The organism is Micromonospora sp. NPDC050695 (assembly GCF_040654415.1).
Taxonomy (GTDB): domain Bacteria; phylum Actinomycetota; class Actinomycetes; order Mycobacteriales; family Micromonosporaceae; genus Micromonospora.
On the sequence record NZ_JBFAHZ010000009.1, the window covers coordinates 46,753 to 62,089 of the forward strand.

Genomic DNA, 15,337 nt, shown 5'->3' on the forward strand with positions numbered 1-15,337 from the left:
CTGGGGAAAAGCCGGTGCCGGCTCCGTCATGACGGAGCCGGCACCGGCTGTACGCGGGAAAGCTACGCCGCGCGGTACGCGTTCCAGGCGGTCAGCATGCGGCTGGCCTGGCCCGGCGTGAACTGGTACATGCACGAGTCGTAGGTGTAGTCCATGAAGTTGGTGATCGGGTCCAGCCCGGTTGCCGAGCAGGTGTCGCGCCCGGTCGGGCACTGGTACGCGGGCGACGCCTCGGCCGGGGTGTCGCTGACGCTGTCGCCCGAGCCGCCGCAGCCGCCCTGGAAGGTGTGGTAGAGGTTCAGCCAGTGGCCGACCTCGTGGGTGCCGGTGTCGCCCTGGTTGTAGTTGGTGGCGGTGCCGCCCGGCAGCGACTCGTTGAGCGCGACCACGCCGTCGGTGCTGGCGAGCTTCCGCTGCGGGAAGGTCGCCCAACCCAGCAGGTCGTCGCTCAGTTCACCCAGGTAGATGTTGAGCGTGTTCTTGCCGCCGACCCGCAGTGCGGACTTCATCGACCGCTCCGCCGACGAGCCGTAGACGATCGGGTACCACGACGGGTTCGTCACCCGGTTGATCGAGTCGAGTCGGAAGGCGAACGCGGTGGCCGCACCACCGGTCGCGCCGGCGTACGCCTGGTTGAGCACGCTGATCTGCGAGGTGATCATCGAGTCAGGGATGTTGCCGCCGGCCCGGGTGCTGTTCTCCTGGATCACGTGCACCACCACCGGGATGGTGACCGTGGCCAGCGCCGTCGCGCCGGCGCCGGTGCGGAAGTTGGCGCGCTCGCGCAGCGCCGCCGCGAGGTCGGCGTCCCGCTCACGGACCTGCTTCGCGGTCAGCTCGTTCGGGTCGTGCAGGGCCGCGGCGCCCGGCTTGACCCGGGCGTTGGTGTGACTGTCGGCTGGCTCCGCGCAGGCGCCACCGGGCGCTGCGGAGACGGCCGAGGCAGCCGGAACGACGCCCACGGCAGCGGTGCTGAGCAGCAACGCGAGGGTCGTCGACGCGACACCGGCGGCACGCCGGGTCAGCAGGTTGGGACGGAGTCCCATGGGCCCACCTCTTTCTGGCGGCGCGGCAGGGGGTGTGTCACGCCGTGGCTGGGAACGTGTGGCAAACGTTACAACCCATCGACGTATTTGAGAACGGCCATATGTTGCCGTCTGGAAACTTCTCCCTGCATGCGTGCCGCGGGGGTACCTGGGTGCACCGGCTGGGTGACTCGGGTACAGTGGTCCCGCCTGCGGGTGTAGTTCAATGGCAGAACATCAGCTTCCCAAGCTGACAGTGCGGGTTCGATTCCCGTCACCCGCTCCAGCACATGAAGGCCCTGGCCGGGACGTGAGTCCTGGACCAGGGCCTTCGTGCCGTCAGGAGAGCCGAAACCGGCCGTGGGCCATTAGCGGGCCATTACCTCGTCTCGGTCGCTGGTTCGCCACCTTCGGCGGCCCGCTTCGGCTTGCGCTTGCTTGGCTTGCGCCGGGCCGCCTTGACTGCCTTGTCGATCGCGTCGGCGATGCCCTGGTCTGCCTCCCGGTTGGCGTGCTGATAGATCAGCGCGGCACGCGGGCTGTCGTGCCTCATCCGCGCCATGATGTCGCGCAGGCTCGCGCCAGGTGCCCGGGAGGGGAGGGTGTACCCGGTGTGCCGCAAGTCGTGAAAATGCAGCCCGGACGCGCCGATCGCCTTGACCGCCTCGGGCCACTTGACCAGCTTGTTGAAGTTGCCACGCCAGAGGTTCCGGCCGCTATCACCGGTGAACACGAACGCCTCGGACGCTTCGTCGACGTGGCTGCCCATATGCTGTTTCAGCGCGGGTAGAGCGGCCTTCGGTAGCGCGATGGTCCGTACACCGGCCCGCGATTTCGGCGGACCGAGAATCAAGCCGGTTCCCCGATGCTCTACGAACGCCTGCCGCCAGTCGTTCCGGGAACCATGTGTATTCGACGCGAATTAATCGTCGGATTGGGTGGCTGGATGGCGCTACCCGCCTCGGAAGACGCGGAACTACTCATAGCTGCCAACGTTCTTGCGGCAGGATACTTCATTCCGGAAATCGGCCTGTTTTGTCGGAAACGGCCGCTGCAAAGCACGGCGAAAAACGCTCATGTAGACGAGGCAGAGCGCCGAACGAGATTCGCTGTCATTGAGTTCAGGGCGCGAGCACTTATCGCGATGCAAAGGCGAATAATAAACAACGGATAGCGATGGATCTTGGCTGTGCATGTGCGCAGCGCAGGCAGGGCGGCGGTGCAGCGGGCCATGGTTGGGATAGGGCATCGGGGAGGATCGGTACAGAATCCTCCCCGACCCCCTATCTGGACTGGTTGGTGCGCACCCAGGGCTATTGCGTAGTCCGTTTTCGCAGGCCAGCTCCAGCGCAGCCCTCGTCGTGGCGGTCCCGGTTTATCGGCCTACGGAGCTACGGGCCTTCGGTCGCACCACTTCAGCTTCGGTGCCCAGCCGAGCCGACCACCTGCACCGGACGGTTGACCGCGAGTTCCCGCAGGTCAGCCGGCACTCAAGCGACTACGCAATAGCCCCGGTGCCAGCCGGCGCGGTCTAGCGCCGCACTGGAGCACGATTGGCAGCCCCAGCAGCAGGCTGAGGCTGAATTGCGGGAGCGGCCCCCGCATCCCGTGCGGTATCGGCGATAAGCAAGCCACCAGCCACCGTGGATGCGATCCCAGCCGAAATAAATAGGGGACTTCCGGTTTTAGCCCCCTCTCGGATAAGGGCAGCGCCACTTACGACCATGCTAGACCCTGATAGGGTTTTTGCGGCAGTTTTGATGGAATCTGAGGGAGGCATTCGATATCCCTTCGGTAGCATCAACAATACTCGGCCATATTGAAAATTTCTGCACATTCCGGACGTCGGCACCTGCCGCCCCAGCGCTAGTGCACTTCGGGTGTCTTCCGTGCTCCAAGCAGGCGGCGCTGCTTCCGCCCTGACCGGCGCACTAACTAGAGAAACGTTGCTGCGTCAGTGTTGGTTCAATCGGGGTGCGAGCGTCGGAACCTGTCAAGTCAGGTGAGACGTTTTCGTGGTCAGGTGTTCTGTAGATCTGTGTGGGCTGAGCTGCTGGTTTGTTGATCCACACGGTGTCGGGCAGGGTCGGGGGTCGGAGGCGGCGGGTGAACCGGTCGGGGTGGGGCTCGCCAGGCGGCGTCGAGGGTGTGGCCTGCCGCTGGTCGTGCACGTTGCCGGCGGACCACCGCGGCGACCAACAAGGCCGAGTCCTGCAAGTGACCATCCGAACTCGACACTCAGATGATCACAGTCTCTGACAGGTTCGCCGGCCGCACGACCGGCCCGGTCCTCCGCATCATCGCAATGCTAGGGCAGGTGTATCGACGCGGCTAGGCTGGCGATCATGCGGATTGGCATCGTGATCCTGCCGGATCAGCGTTGGGCGGAGTCGAGGCGTCGTTGGCGACAGGCCGACGAGTGGGGCTTCGACCACGCCTGGACGTACGACCACCTGGGCTGGCGGGACCTGGTCGATGGCCCGTGGTTCGACTCGATGGGCACGTTGACCGCCGCCGCGACGGTGACCGAACGGATCCGGTTGGGCACCCTGGTCGCGTCGCCGAACTTCCGGCACCCGGCTGCGTTCGCCCGCCAGATCACCACGGTGGACGACGTGTCGGGCGGCCGGTTGCTGCTGGGCCTGGGTGCGGGCGGTATCGGTTTCGATTCGGCGGTGCTGGGCGGCGAGACGTTGCCGCCGCGCCAGCGGGTCGACCGGTTCGCCGAGTTCACCGAGTTGCTGGATCTGATCCTGCGGGAGGACGGCACCACCTGGCGGGGTGAGTGGTTCGCCGCGGTGGACGCGCGCAACAATCCCGGCTGCGTGCAGCAGCCCCGGGTGCCGTTCGTGGTGGCCGCCAACGGGCCGCGGTCGATGCGGCTGGTGGCCCGGTTCGGTCAGGGGTGGGTGACCACCGGCACCGGCGACGACGATGATCTGGACAGCTGGTGGGCCAGCGTGTCGGCGCTGTCCGCGCGGATGGACCGCACGCTGGACGAGGCGGGCCGCGACCCGGCCACTCTGGACCGTTATCTGTCGCTGGACGCGGCGCCGATGTTCTCGCTGAGCAGCGCGCAGTTCTTCGCCGACCAGGTCGGCCGGGCCGCCGATGTGGGCTTCACCGACGTGGTGACGCACTGGCCGCGTGCCAGCAGCTGGTACGCCGGTGACGAGGCCGTCCTGGCGGACGTGGCCACGCGGTTGCTGCCCGAGCTGCGGGGCTGAGGCCGCACCCTCAGGTGCCGAGGTCCCCGCTGGCCACGCCGCCCTCGCCACCGGAGACCAGCCGCAGCCGCAGGCAGACGATGGGTGTGTCGCCGTCGACGGGGGTGCCGAGCCGCGCCCAGTAGGCCGCGTGCCCGGCCCGCCACTCCTCGATCGAACGGTCGCCCTCACCCTCGGCGCGGGCGAAGTCCCACGGCACCTCGGCGAAGCGGACCACCTCGACGCCGGTGATCTCGACGACGCCGGCCAGCGCGTCGTCGTCGTCGACCAGGGCCAGCCGTTCACCGACCCGCTCCAGTTCCTCGCCCTCTTCGGCGTACTCGGCGAGCCGGCCGGCGGTGGCGGTCTTCACGCCGGCCAGCACGAGGGTGTTCAGGGTCGCCCGCAGCTCGCCGGGGGTGCCGAGGGCGAGGGTGCGCAGTTCACCGATCCGAGGCCACATCCTGCCGAGGCTAGGCCAGCGCGGCCCACCCCGCCGCCGCAATTCGCCCGGCCCTGCTCAGATGAGCTGTCCGGCGTAACCGGCGGCGGCGAGCAGCCGCTCGTCACCGCTGGCCGCGTGCGCGTCGAGGACGGCGTCGGCCAGCTTGACCACGTGTTCGTCGCCGTGGCGGGCCGCGCGGGCGAAGACCTCCGCCGGGGTCGCGGTGGTCACGGTCGGTGGCGCGATCCCGGCGGTCGGGGCGTACACCGAGGTCATGGCCGCCGTCGCGGCCCAGGCCGCGGCGAGACTCGGCGCCCACAGCGCCCGGTCCAGTGCCGGCAGGGTACGCAGCACCGCGGTCGGCGCGGTGACCGCGTGTACGAGCATGACCGGCGACGCGTGCCCGTAGCGCAGATAGTTCAGGCCGGCCCGGTGCACCAGCGTGGTGAGCCCCTGCTGCGCCTCGGCCGGGGTCCGCGCGGGGCGCAGCGCCGTCAGCGCCGGATCCCAGCGGGGTACGCCAGCCAGCTGGCCCAGCCGATCGCGGACGCCCCCGGTCTGGTCGTCGATGCGGGGCACCCCGGCCAGCGCGGCGTCGACGTCCAACTCTCCCGGGTCGACGGAGGGGCCGTCGAGGAGTCGGTCGGCGCCGGGGACGGGCTGCCAGCGGGCCGCCCAGTAGCCGAGCGCCTGGGCGAGTTCGGTGATCCGGCGCGGGTTGGTGTCGTCGGCTTCGAGCGCGCGTACGGCATGCCCGACGCGGATCACGCCGTGGGTGGCACCGGCGGCGATGCCGGGCAGCAGGCGGGGCCACCAGGTGCCGAGCACGTCCCGCCACGGGTGTTCGCGCAGCTGCCGGTCGAAGTACGCCAGCCAGTCGCCGGCCCGTTTCTCGTCGCCGAGCGCGGCCCGCCAGTCGTCGATGGGGTGGAGGCCCCGGGGCAGGTCGTCGAGCCGACCGAGGTAGTCGTCGAGCCAGCGGTGCACCCGCTGCTGGTGCCCGTGTCGGGCCAGCGCCTCGACGGCCATGGGTCCGTGGTTGGAGAGCCAGCCATCGTATTCGGGGCCGGTGCGGTGCAGCCGTTCGTACGCTTCGTCGAGGATTCCGTCACTCATACCTCGATCGTCGACGGTGAACCAAGGTTCAGGTCAACCCGGCAGATCCGCCCCGCTGATCAGGCCGGTGATCCGGAACGCGGCCGCGACCTCGGGCGGGCAGTCGAGGGCGACCACCGCGGCACCGAGCACCTGGGCGCCGCGCGCCGCGCAGATGTCGTGGAGGGCGTGGATCTGCGCCCCCGTGCGGACCCAGTCGTCCACCACCAGGACCCGGTCGTCGGGGCCCAGGTGCCGCTCCCGTACGGCCAGGTCGACCCGCCGACCCCGGTAGTCCGGAGGGCTCTGTGCCCAGGTGAGCGGACCGGCGGGCAGTCGTCCGTCGCCGGGCTTGTACGCGGCCACGAAGCCGACGCCGAGGGCGGTGGCCGCCAACGGGCCGAGCAGCAGGCCGGTGACCGCCGGGGCGAGCACCACGGTCGGCCGGGCGGCCCGGTACGGCGCCACCAGGGCCGGTCCCAGTTCCGCCAGCACGGCGGGGTCACGCCACCAGCCGGAGATGTCGCTGACCAGGTGGCTGGTGCCCGGCCCGGGGTCGATCCACCGGAACAGGGCGGCCAGGCGTCCGGTCAGGTCAGCGGGCATCCGTCCATCCTGCGGCACGAGCGCTCGGGGCGTCCGCACCCGGGCCGGTTGACCCATGCCGGCTCGTATGATCGGCTATAGGTACCAGGGCAAATCCGGGCATACCACAATGATCACGTTGACTTCGGAAGTGCTTCTCTCGTTACGGTCCGACCCGGTTTGTTCAGTCGACGAAAGGACCGGGCTGGTGGTTGGAAAGCACTCCCGTACCCGCATCTTCTCCTCCCCGGCGGGCATCGTGGCCACCGCGGCGGTCGGCGTCGCCCTCGCCGTCGGAGGCACGTTCGGTGCCGTCCAGCTGACCTCCGGCTCCGGACAGTCGGAGCAGGCGGCTCTCGACTTCACCCCGACCACCGCCCCCACCAGCCCGACCCCCAGCTCCCCGGCCGCATCCCCCAGCGCCAGCGCCTCGCCGAGCGTGACGGCCAGCCCGTCGGCCAGCCGGTCGGCGCAGGCCGCCTCCCGGGCCAAGGCCCGCACCGCGTCGCCGAAGCCGAGCCCGACCGCGAAGAAGACCAGCGCGGCGGCGAAGGTGCTCGACAGCGGCTCGTGCGGTGCCTCGTTCTACTCCGACGGGCAGCTCACCGCGAACGGTGAGTCGTTCAACCCGGACGCACTGACCGCCGCGCACAAGACGCTGCCCTTCAACACCAAGGTCCGGGTGACCAACCCGGCCAACGGCAAGTCGGTCGTGGTACGGATCAACGACCGTGGCCCGTTCATCGACGGGCGCTGTCTGGACCTCTCCCGGGCCGCGTTCGCCAGCATCGCGTCGGTCGACGTCGGCGCGCTCACCGTGCGCTACGAGGTGCTCGGCTGAGCGGTCCGGTTCCCGCCGATCCGGCCGGACACCCGAGCCGGCCGGTCAGAACCTTCTCGGACGACGGGCCAGGTTCATTCACCCGCTCACACGAATCAGGCATGCTGTCCCTCGTACCCACGCGACTCCTCCAGTCGGGCCGCCGCCCACTGAGCCCCGGATCCCGCGCCGGCCTCGGCGCGGCCGTTGCGCTGCTCCTGATCGTCTCGGCGGTCGAGGCGGCGGACGGCCGTCCCGCGCACTACATCGCCCTGCTGGCGGCCGCACCGGTCCTGGCCGCCGCCCTGGCGTCCTGGCAGGTGGTGCTGGGGGTGGGTGTCGCGGCGACGGTGATCGGGGCCGGCTTCGCCGTCATCGAGCCGAAGATGGCGCTGGTCACCTCGGTCAACGTTGTCGGGGTCGCGTTGGCCACCGGCCTGGCCGTGGCGGTGGCGGCGGTACGACAGCGGCAGGCCGAGCACATCGCCGAGCTGTCGAAGCTCGCCTCGGTGGCCCAGCAGGCGGTGCTGCGTCCGCTCGGCCCGCAGGTCGGCACGCTCTCGGTCGCCGGGCGCTATATCTCCTCCACGGCGACCGCCGAGATCGGCGGCGACCTGTACGAGGCGATCGACACGCCCTACGGGGTACGCATGATCATCGGCGACGTACGCGGCAAGGGCCTGGACGCGGTCCGGCTGGCCAGCATCGTCCTCGGCTCGTACCGGCACGTGGCCTACGAGCGGGCGGACCTGCGCGCGGTCGTCGCCGACCTGGATCGTGCGGTGGCCCGCAACGTCGGCGACGAGGACTTCGTGACGGCGGCACTGGTCGAGGAGCGGGGCGGCACGCTCACCATCGTCAACTGCGGGCACCCGCCACCGCTGCTCCTGCGTCGAGGTGCGGTGATTCCACTGGAGCCGCCGGCGCCGGCGCCCCCGCTCGGGTTCATGCCGGTGGTCCGCCCCCGGGTGGAGCGCCTGGAGCCCGGTGACCGGCTGCTGCTGTTCACCGACGGCCTCGGTGAGGCCCGGCGGGACGGCGAGTTCTTCCCCACTGCCGACCGGGCCTGGCGGCTGCTCGGGCACGGCACGGTCGCCGACGGGTTGGCTTCGCTGGAGACCGCCCTGGTGGAGTGGGTGCACGGTCGCCTCGACGACGACATCGCGCTGGTCCTCATGGAGTACGTGGGCGCCCGTACCGGGGCCGCCGCGGCCGTACCGAGCTGGGAGGTCGGCGCGGCCGAGAGCTGACCGGCGTTTGTCACAAGCGTGTGTGTAATCGCCGTCACTTGGGTGATCCGCTTGTCGCTGCCTACCCGCGAGTAATACAGTCGGGGTTACTGATCGGTAACACCTGTCCGGAAGCGGGGCCAGTGAGCATGACCCACTACAAGAGCAACCTCCGGGATCTCGAGTTCAACCTGTTCGAGGTCTTCGGGGCGGACCGGGCGTTCGGCCAGGAGCCGTACTCGGATCTCGACACCGACACCGCCCGGAGCTTCCTCGCCGAGGTCGACCGCCTCGCCCGCGAGGATCTGGCCGCCAGCTACACGGACAGCGACCGCAACCCACCGGTCTTCGACCCGGCCACGCACACCGCGCCGCTGCCGGAGTCGTTCAAGAAGTCCTACCAGGCATTCATGGACTCCGAGTTCTGGCGCCTGGATCTGCCGCCCGCGCTGGGTGGCACCAACGCGCCGCGCGCCCTCTGGTGGGCGCTCGCCGAGCTGGTGCTCGGCTCGAACGCCCCGGTCTGGATGTACGCCTCCGGCCCGTCCTTCGCGCACGTGCTGCACGTCGAGGGCACCGAACGGCAGAAGGCGTGGGCGAAGCTCTTCATCGACAAGCAGTGGGGCTCGACCATGGTGCTCACCGAGCCGGACGCCGGCTCGGACGTCGGCGCCGGCCGCACCCGGGCCGTCCAGCAGCCGGACGGCACCTGGCACGTCGAGGGCGTCAAGCGCTTCATCACCTCGGGTGAGCACGACCTGAGCGACAACATCGTGCACTTCGTGCTGGCCCGCCCGGTGGGCGTGGAGGGTGTCGGCGGTCCGGGCACCAAGGGGCTGTCGTTGTTCGTGGTGCCGAAGTTCCACTTCGACGAGACCACCGGCGAGTTGGGCGAGCGCAACGGCGTCTACGCCACGAACGTCGAGCACAAGATGGGCCTGAAGGTCTCCAACACCTGCGAGGTGACCTTCGGCGAGCACGGCGTACCGGCCAAGGGTTGGCTGCTGGGCGACAAGCACGACGGCATCCGGCAGATGTTCATGATCATCGAGTACGCCCGGATGATGGTCGGCACGAAGGCCATCGCCACCCTCTCCACCGGCTACCTCAACGCCCTGGAGTACGCGAAGAACCGGGTGCAGGGCGCCGACCTCATCCAGCAGGCGGACAAGACCGCCCCGCGGGTCACCATCACCCACCACCCGGACGTGCGCCGCTCGCTGCTGCTGCAGAAGTCGTACGCCGAGGGTCTGCGCGCCCTGGTCCTCTACACCGCCACCTGGCAGGACAAGGTCGCCATCGCCGAGGCGGCCGGCGACGAGAAGGCCACCACGCTGGCGAAGCGGGTCAACGACCTGCTGCTGCCGCTGGTCAAGGGCGTCGGTTCGGAGCGGGCGTACGAGCTGCTCGGGCACGAGGCCCTGCAGACCTTCGGTGGTTCCGGCTTCCTCCAGGACTACCCCCTGGAGCAGTACGTCCGGGACGCCAAGATCGACACTCTGTACGAGGGCACCACGGCCATCCAGAGCCTGGACCTGATCTTCCGCAAGATCGTCCGGAACAACGGCAAGGCGCTGATGGCGGTCGCCGGCGAGATCCAGGAGTTCATCTCCTCCGAGGCGGGCAACGGCCAGCTCAAGGAGGAGCGGCAGGCGCTCGGCAAGGCGCTCGCCGAGATCCAGACCATCCTCGGCGTGCTGACCGGGTGGCTGGGCGAGGCGCAGGGCGGCGACACCCGCGCGCTCTACAAGGTCGGGCTGAGCAGCCGACGTTTCCTGCTGGCCATCGGTGACCTGGTGGTCGGCTGGCTGCTCCAGAAGCAGGCCGACGTGGCGCTGAAGGCCCTCGCGGGCGACGTCTCCGCCAGCGACAAGGCGTTCTACACCGGCAAGGTGGCCGCCGCGCGCTTCTTCGCCCGCGAGGTGCTGCCGCGCATCGGTGCCGACCGGCGGATCATCGAGGGTGCCGACCTCGACATCATGGACCTCCCGGAGGAGGCCTTCTGACCGTGCCACGGCACGCCTGACGGTCCCGGGTCGCACCACCCGGCAGCCACGGCCGGCGAGGGCATCCGCCCCGCCGGCCGTCGCCGTATCCGCGACCCGGGTCCGCGCCGGCGGGTCGGTCCGTCGCCCCGGCAGCGATCCGGCCCGGCCCGGCCCGGCCCAGCCCGGCCCTGCCCGGCCCAGCCCGGCCCTGCCCGGCCCAGCCCGGCCCTGCCCGGCGACGAGCCGCGGCGGTGCGCGCCGCGGCGCTTGTCCGGCCCGGGAGCCCCCGTCCAACAAGAGAGAGCAGGATGGCCGCCGACTCGCTCGGTTGCGGGTCGTCACCTTGACTCGTGCGGCGAGGTCGCCCCGCAACGCCGAATGTCGGGATAGCAGACCGACGGCTGGTCGTCCCGGCATTGGCCGTGCCCGGTCGGGTATGCCGGCCCCGTGGCGGGTAACCGTCGCGTGACCACGAAAGGGAACGCCCAGAGCCACCGCACGGGGGAGTGCAGCGCACATGGGTGTAGGTAGCGGAATCTTTCTCATCGCGATCGGCGCGATCCTGACCTTCGCGCTGAGAGCCAACGTCTGGTGGATCGACGTGCGGGCGGTCGGCTGGGTGTTCATTCTGGCCGGGCTGGCCGTCCTGCTGACCACCGTCTGGTTCTGGCAGGACCGGCGCAAGCGGGCCCGGACCCTCATCGTCGAGGAGAACCGGCTCTCCCATCCGACGGCGATGATGCCGCCGCCGCCCGACCCGCCGCCGCCCACCGCGCCACCCTCCTGAGCAGCCCACCGTTGAGCCACCCGCCGATCGTCGACGGGTGGCTCAGCCGCGTGCGGTGTGCCGCGCGGTGAGCGACGCTCCGGGGCCGAACTCCGCCCAGCCGACAGTGCCGGTGTGCACCGCCACCTCCGCGGTCCGCAGACCCTCCTCGTCCGTACCCTCCGGGTCGAGATACGCCGACAGCAGGGAGATGCCCGGATTGTGGGCGATCAGCAGCGCCGTACGGGCCGCCGGGTCGACGGTGCGGACCAGCGCCAGCAACTCCTCGGGGTGGGCGTCGTACGCACCCGGTTCGTAGCGGACCGTCGGGCTCGGACCGGTCGGCCCGCCCTCCGGCGGCGAACCGGTCATCCCCATCGCCACCCCGTGCCAGGTCTGCCGGGTGCGCCTGGCGGTCGAGCAGATCACCACGTCGGGCAGCAGCCCGTGGTGGGCCAGCCACGCGCCGGCCGCTGCCGCGTCGGCGTCCCCCCGCGCGCTCAGCGAGCGGTTGGCGTCGTCCGCAGCGTCGCTGCCCTGCTCGGCCTTCGCGTGCCGGAGCAGCACAAGTGTCCGTGTCTCGGGATGGGCGTCCGTCATGCCCCCAGCTTGCCCGATTGGTGATCTCCGTGCCTGGGTAAGTCGATGGATGCCGCACCCCTACCGACGGCCGCGGCGGGACGTACGCCAGGTTAGAGCCGAGGAGCGAGACATGGGCATTGGTGGCAGCATCTTCCTGATCGCATTGGGCGCGATCTTCGCATTCGCCGTGGAGGCCGACCTGGGTTGGCTGGACCTGGCCGTGGTCGGCTGGGTGCTGATGCTGGCCGGGGTCGCCGGCCTGATCACCACCCTGTACTTCTGGAACAGCCGCCGCCGCACCGTGGTCGCCGCGCCGGTCCGTGAGGAGCGCGTCGTGGCCGACCGGGTGGTGCCGGTCCAGGACGACCAGGTCATGCGGGAGTACCGCGAGGTGCGTCGGCCGGGCCGTCCGGTCTGACCGTCGCTCGCACACTCCGGGGTCCCGCAGCGTCGCGGGGCCCCGGCTCGCATGTGTCGCCCCCTGCGGCCCGCCCCCCGACCTCGCCGCCGGGCGGCTGGCCCGATCATGCAGCCGCTACGGGCCGCGCGAAGCTCGGCTCAGGCGAACAGCGCGAAGTAGATCGCGATGTGGTGGCAGAGCGCGGCCAGCAGGGTGCACGCGTGGAAGAACTCGTGGTGGCCGAAGACGGTCGGCCACGGGTTGGGTCGGCGCAGGGCGTAGAACACCGCGCCGACGCTGTAGATCGCCCCGCCGACGATCAGCAGGACCAGCGCCGTGACGCCGCCGCCGTGCAGGATCTCCGGCAGCATGGCCACCGCCACCCAGCCGAGCGCCAGGTAGAGCGGCGCGGAGACCCAGCGCGGCGCGTGCGGCCAGACCACCTTGAGCGCCACGCCGGCCAGCGCCCCACCCCAGACCAGGGCCAGCATGATGGTGGCCTGCCGGGTCGTGAGCAGCATGGCGCAGAGCGGGGTGTACGTGCCGGCGATGAACACGAAGATCATCGAGTGGTCCATCCGGCGCATCACCTGGTAGCCACGCTCCGACCACACGCGACGGTGGTACAGGGCGCTGGTGCCGAAGAGTCCACACACCGTCAGGCTGTAGACGACGCAACTGACCAGCGGTGCCCATCCCGGCCTGGTGGCGGCGATCGAGCAGAGCACGATGCCGGAGACCAAGGCGACGAAGAAGGCGTACGTGTGCAGCCAGCCGCGCATCCGGGGCTTACCGATGTCGACCGGCTTCAGGCGAAGCGGGGCGGAGGTGGTCACGCCATCAGGTTACGGCACCGTAGGTTACCTGCAAGTAGTTGCCTCGGTGACGCTTGGCACCGTCGCCGTGAACACCGTACCGGCGGGCCATCGGCGAAGATGAGCCGATGCGGATCCGACCCGTCGGGGCGCACGCCCTCCTGCTCGACTGCACCGCCCCCACCGACGCGCCCGAGGCCGACCTGCCCGAGGCCGAGCTGGTCGAGGCGTGGCGGGCCGAGCTGTGGCGCCGCCGCGACCAGGGTGACCTGGCCGTCGTCGAGATCGTGCCGGCGGCCAGCACCGTCCTGCTCGACGGTCTGACGGACCCGGCCGCCACGGCGAAGCAGTTGTCCCGCTGGGCACCAACGGTCACCCACGCGGCCCGCGCCGCCGAGGCCACCCTTGCGGCCCGTACGGAGGTCGTCGTTCCGGTCGACTTCGACGGGCCGGACCTGCCGGCCGTGGCCGACCACTGGGGAGTAGACGTGCCGGCGGTACTGCGCCGGCTGACCGGCACCCGGTTCCGGGTCGCCTTCTGCGGCTTCGCCCCCGGGTTCCCCTACCTGACCGGGCTGCCCGCCGAGCTGGCGCTGCCCCGACTGGCCACACCCCGCGCCCGCGTACCGGCCGGATCGGTCGCCCTGGCCGGCCCGTACGCCGGCATCTACCCGGGTCCGTCACCCGGCGGCTGGCTGCTGGTTGGCCGGACCGACCTGGTCCTCTTCGACGTGCACAGGGAGCCGCCCGCCCTGCTCGGGCCGGGCACCGAGGTGCGGATGGAGATCAGGTGACCGGCGCGGTCGAGATGCTCCGCGCCGGCGCGCTCACCACCGTGCAGGACCTGGGCCGGCCCGGCTGGGCGCACCTCGGCGTACCCCGGTCCGGTGCCCTCGACCCGACCGCCCTGCGGCTCGCCAACCGGCTCGTCGGCAACCCCGAGCAGGCCGCCGGGCTGGAGATCACTCTGACCGGCTGCGCGCTGCGGCTGACCCGGGCCACCACGGTCGCGGTCACCGGCGCCGAGGTGACGGTCCATGTCGGCGACCGGCCCGGCGACACCGGCCGCCCGCTCAGCGTGCCGGCCGGCACCGTGCTGCGGATCGGCCCGGCCCGCCGGGGCGTACGGAGCTGGCTGGCCGTGGCGGGCGGGATCGACGTGCCACCGGTGCTCGGCAGCCGCTCCACCGACACTCTCTCCGGGCTCGGGCCGCCCCCGCTGCGCGACGGCGACCGGCTGCCGCTCGGCCGGCCGGCCGGCGAGCCCGCGTCGGTGGACCTGACCGTCGGCACCGCGCCGCCGCCGGAGCTGCACCTGAGCGTGCGCCTCGGCCCCCGGCACGACTGGTTCACCCCGACCGCGCTCGAGCGGCTGCTCGGCACCCCGTACACCGTGAGCCCGGTGAGCAACCGGGTCGGCGCGCGACTCGCCGGCGCGCCGCTGCCCCGCGCGGTCGCCGGCGAACTGCCCAGCGAGGCCATCGTGCTCGGCGCGGTGCAGGTGCCGGCGGACGGACAACCCCTGATCTTCCTGGCCGACCACCCGACCACCGGCGGATACCCCGTCGTCGGGGTGGTCACCGACGTGACCCCGCTCGCGCAGGCCCGGCCAGGTACTACCGTCAGATTCCATGGACCTCAACGCTGACCTGGGCGAGGGATTCGGCATCTGGCGACTCGGCGACGACGAGGCACTGCTGGACCTGGTCACCTCCGCGAACGTCGCCTGCGGCTTCCACGGCGGCGACCCGTCCACCATGCGGCGGGTCTGCGAGGGCGCGGCGCAACGCGGGGTCGCGGTGGGCGCGCAGGTCGGCTACCGGGACCTGGCCGGCTTCGGCCGGCGGCGCATCGCGTACGACTTCAGCGAGCTACGCGACGAGGTGACCTACCAGTTGGGGGCCCTCGACGCGTTCTGCCAGCTGTTCCGCACCCGCGTCCGCTACCTCAAGCCGCACGGGGCGCTCTACCACGCGGCGGCCACCGACGAGTCCCAGGCGGCCGCCGTCGTCGCCGCCGTCTGCGGCCACGACCCCGAGATGCCGGTGCTCTGCATGCCCGGTTCGACCCTTGCCCAGCTCGCCGTCGGCGCCGGCCTGCCCGTGGTCGCCGAGGCCTTCGCCGACCGTGGCTACCTGCCCAACGGGTCGCTGGTGCCCCGTAACCAGCCAGGCGCACTGATCACCGACCCGGAGGAGGTAGCCACCCGCGCCGTGCGGATGGCCACCGAACGGGTCGTCGTGGCGACGGACGGGACCGTCATCCCCTGCCCGGTGCAGTCGATCTGCGTACACGGCGACACACCCGGGGCAGTCTCCGCCACGGAACTCGTGCGCGCCAGCCTGATCGACGCCGGCGTCACCCTCGCCCCGTTCGCCTGA

At 71.0% G+C, this 15,337-nt stretch carries 16 protein-coding genes and 1 tRNA gene; 10 read left to right on the forward strand and 7 right to left on the reverse strand.

Going from position 1 to position 15,337, the window contains the following annotated elements:
• Positions 1–62: 62 nt before the first annotated feature.
• Positions 63–1,046 carry a zinc metalloprotease gene (locus AB0H52_RS09285; protein ID WP_151491510.1) on the reverse strand — a complete coding sequence of 328 codons (984 nt, stop codon included), beginning with the start codon at positions 1,044–1,046 and terminating at the stop codon, positions 63–65.
• 191 nt (positions 1,047–1,237) lie between these two features.
• Here AB0H52_RS09285 and AB0H52_RS09290 point away from each other — a divergent pair.
• Positions 1,238–1,311: transfer RNA gene (locus AB0H52_RS09290), tRNA-Gly, on the forward strand.
• Between the two features lie 93 nt (positions 1,312–1,404).
• On the opposite strand, the gene AB0H52_RS09295 is transcribed toward AB0H52_RS09290, so the two are convergent.
• Positions 1,405–1,878: a tyrosine-type recombinase/integrase gene (locus AB0H52_RS09295; protein WP_225854660.1), complete on the reverse strand. Its 474-nt coding sequence runs from the start codon at positions 1,876–1,878 to the stop codon at positions 1,405–1,407.
• A 1,492-nt stretch (positions 1,879–3,370) separates the two neighbouring features.
• Here AB0H52_RS09295 and AB0H52_RS09300 point away from each other — a divergent pair.
• Positions 3,371–4,252, forward strand: a complete 882-nt coding sequence (locus AB0H52_RS09300) for an LLM class flavin-dependent oxidoreductase (protein ID WP_151491509.1) — start codon at positions 3,371–3,373, stop codon at positions 4,250–4,252.
• Positions 4,253–4,262: 10 nt separating this feature from the next.
• Here AB0H52_RS09300 and AB0H52_RS09305 read toward each other — a convergent pair whose 3' ends face one another.
• From AB0H52_RS09305 to AB0H52_RS09315, 3 genes are read right to left on the reverse strand one after another with little or no spacing between them, the layout of a single operon-like run.
• Positions 4,263–4,694: an ASCH domain-containing protein gene (locus AB0H52_RS09305; RefSeq protein ID WP_151491508.1), complete on the reverse strand. Its 432-nt coding sequence runs from the start codon at positions 4,692–4,694 to the stop codon at positions 4,263–4,265.
• A 57-nt stretch (positions 4,695–4,751) separates the two neighbouring features.
• Complete coding sequence (locus AB0H52_RS09310) at positions 4,752–5,792, reverse strand: questin oxidase family protein (protein WP_357946290.1); 1,041 nt, start codon at positions 5,790–5,792, stop codon at positions 4,752–4,754.
• A gap of 33 nt (positions 5,793–5,825) precedes the next feature.
• Entirely contained in the window at positions 5,826–6,377 is a 552-nt protein-coding gene (locus AB0H52_RS09315; protein WP_151491506.1) for a phosphoribosyltransferase family protein, read from the reverse strand.
• 187 nt (positions 6,378–6,564) lie between these two features.
• Here AB0H52_RS09315 and AB0H52_RS09320 point away from each other — a divergent pair, with 187 nt between their 5' ends.
• The 4 genes from AB0H52_RS09320 (at position 6,565) to AB0H52_RS09335 (ending at position 11,180) form a co-directional block, all read left to right on the forward strand.
• Positions 6,565–7,197 (forward strand): septal ring lytic transglycosylase RlpA family protein, encoded by a 633-nt coding sequence (locus tag AB0H52_RS09320; protein ID WP_357946294.1) that lies wholly within the window; start codon positions 6,565–6,567, stop codon positions 7,195–7,197.
• 101 nt (positions 7,198–7,298) lie between these two features.
• On the forward strand, positions 7,299–8,426 hold the full coding sequence (locus tag AB0H52_RS09325) for a PP2C family protein-serine/threonine phosphatase (protein WP_357946297.1): 1,128 nt from the start codon (positions 7,299–7,301) through the stop codon (positions 8,424–8,426).
• Between the two features lie 128 nt (positions 8,427–8,554).
• A complete protein-coding gene (locus tag AB0H52_RS09330; protein ID WP_357946436.1) occupies positions 8,555–10,411 on the forward strand; it encodes an acyl-CoA dehydrogenase in 1,857 nt (618 codons plus the stop codon).
• Between the two features lie 499 nt (positions 10,412–10,910).
• Positions 10,911–11,180, forward strand: a complete 270-nt coding sequence (locus AB0H52_RS09335; RefSeq protein ID WP_030487564.1) for a DUF6458 family protein — start codon at positions 10,911–10,913, stop codon at positions 11,178–11,180.
• A gap of 42 nt (positions 11,181–11,222) precedes the next feature.
• On the opposite strand, the gene AB0H52_RS09340 is transcribed toward AB0H52_RS09335, so the two are convergent.
• Positions 11,223–11,759, reverse strand: coding sequence for a histidine phosphatase family protein (locus AB0H52_RS09340; protein ID WP_151492108.1), 537 nt, complete (start codon positions 11,757–11,759; stop codon positions 11,223–11,225).
• Positions 11,760–11,871: 112 nt separating this feature from the next.
• Between AB0H52_RS09340 and AB0H52_RS09345 the strand changes: the two genes are divergently transcribed.
• Positions 11,872–12,159 carry a DUF6458 family protein gene (locus tag AB0H52_RS09345; RefSeq protein ID WP_151492109.1) on the forward strand — a complete coding sequence of 96 codons (288 nt, stop codon included), beginning with the start codon at positions 11,872–11,874 and terminating at the stop codon, positions 12,157–12,159.
• A gap of 140 nt (positions 12,160–12,299) precedes the next feature.
• On the opposite strand, the gene AB0H52_RS09350 is transcribed toward AB0H52_RS09345, so the two are convergent.
• Entirely contained in the window at positions 12,300–12,977 is a 678-nt protein-coding gene (locus AB0H52_RS09350; protein WP_151492110.1) for a hemolysin III family protein, read from the reverse strand.
• A gap of 107 nt (positions 12,978–13,084) precedes the next feature.
• On the opposite strand from AB0H52_RS09350, the gene AB0H52_RS09355 reads away from it, so the two are divergent.
• From AB0H52_RS09355 to AB0H52_RS09365, 3 genes are read left to right on the forward strand one after another with little or no spacing between them, the layout of a single operon-like run.
• Positions 13,085–13,750, forward strand: coding sequence for an allophanate hydrolase subunit 1 (locus AB0H52_RS09355; RefSeq protein ID WP_357946301.1), 666 nt, complete (start codon positions 13,085–13,087; stop codon positions 13,748–13,750).
• A 14-nt stretch (positions 13,751–13,764) separates the two neighbouring features.
• On the forward strand, positions 13,765–14,604 hold the full coding sequence (locus AB0H52_RS09360) for a biotin-dependent carboxyltransferase family protein (RefSeq protein WP_357946439.1): 840 nt from the start codon (positions 13,765–13,767) through the stop codon (positions 14,602–14,604).
• Positions 14,588–15,337 (forward strand): 5-oxoprolinase subunit PxpA, encoded by a 750-nt coding sequence (locus tag AB0H52_RS09365; RefSeq protein ID WP_151492112.1) that lies wholly within the window; start codon positions 14,588–14,590, stop codon positions 15,335–15,337. The genes AB0H52_RS09360 and AB0H52_RS09365 overlap by 17 nt, the downstream gene beginning before the upstream one ends.

Excerpts from the sequence above, each read along its gene's own strand:
- AB0H52_RS09315 (WP_151491506.1), bottom strand. The coding sequence starts at position 6,377 with ATGCCCGCTGACCTGACCGGACGCCTGGCCGCCCTGTTCCGGTGGATC.
- AB0H52_RS09345 (WP_151492109.1), top strand. The coding sequence starts at position 11,872 with ATGGGCATTGGTGGCAGCATCTTCCTGATCGCATTGGGCGCGATCTTC.
- AB0H52_RS09325 (WP_357946297.1), top strand. The coding sequence starts at position 7,299 with ATGCTGTCCCTCGTACCCACGCGACTCCTCCAGTCGGGCCGCCGCCCA.
- AB0H52_RS09340 (WP_151492108.1), bottom strand. The coding sequence starts at position 11,759 with ATGACGGACGCCCATCCCGAGACACGGACACTTGTGCTGCTCCGGCAC.
- AB0H52_RS09300 (WP_151491509.1), top strand. The coding sequence starts at position 3,371 with ATGCGGATTGGCATCGTGATCCTGCCGGATCAGCGTTGGGCGGAGTCG.
- AB0H52_RS09310 (WP_357946290.1), bottom strand. The coding sequence starts at position 5,792 with ATGAGTGACGGAATCCTCGACGAAGCGTACGAACGGCTGCACCGCACC.
- AB0H52_RS09355 (WP_357946301.1), top strand. The coding sequence starts at position 13,085 with ATGCGGATCCGACCCGTCGGGGCGCACGCCCTCCTGCTCGACTGCACC.
- AB0H52_RS09360 (WP_357946439.1), top strand. The coding sequence starts at position 13,765 with ATGCTCCGCGCCGGCGCGCTCACCACCGTGCAGGACCTGGGCCGGCCC.
- AB0H52_RS09285 (WP_151491510.1), bottom strand. The coding sequence starts at position 1,046 with ATGGGACTCCGTCCCAACCTGCTGACCCGGCGTGCCGCCGGTGTCGCG.
- AB0H52_RS09335 (WP_030487564.1), top strand. The coding sequence starts at position 10,911 with ATGGGTGTAGGTAGCGGAATCTTTCTCATCGCGATCGGCGCGATCCTG.
- AB0H52_RS09305 (WP_151491508.1), bottom strand. The coding sequence starts at position 4,694 with ATGTGGCCTCGGATCGGTGAACTGCGCACCCTCGCCCTCGGCACCCCC.
- AB0H52_RS09365 (WP_151492112.1), top strand. The coding sequence starts at position 14,588 with ATGGACCTCAACGCTGACCTGGGCGAGGGATTCGGCATCTGGCGACTC.
- AB0H52_RS09330 (WP_357946436.1), top strand. The coding sequence starts at position 8,555 with ATGACCCACTACAAGAGCAACCTCCGGGATCTCGAGTTCAACCTGTTC.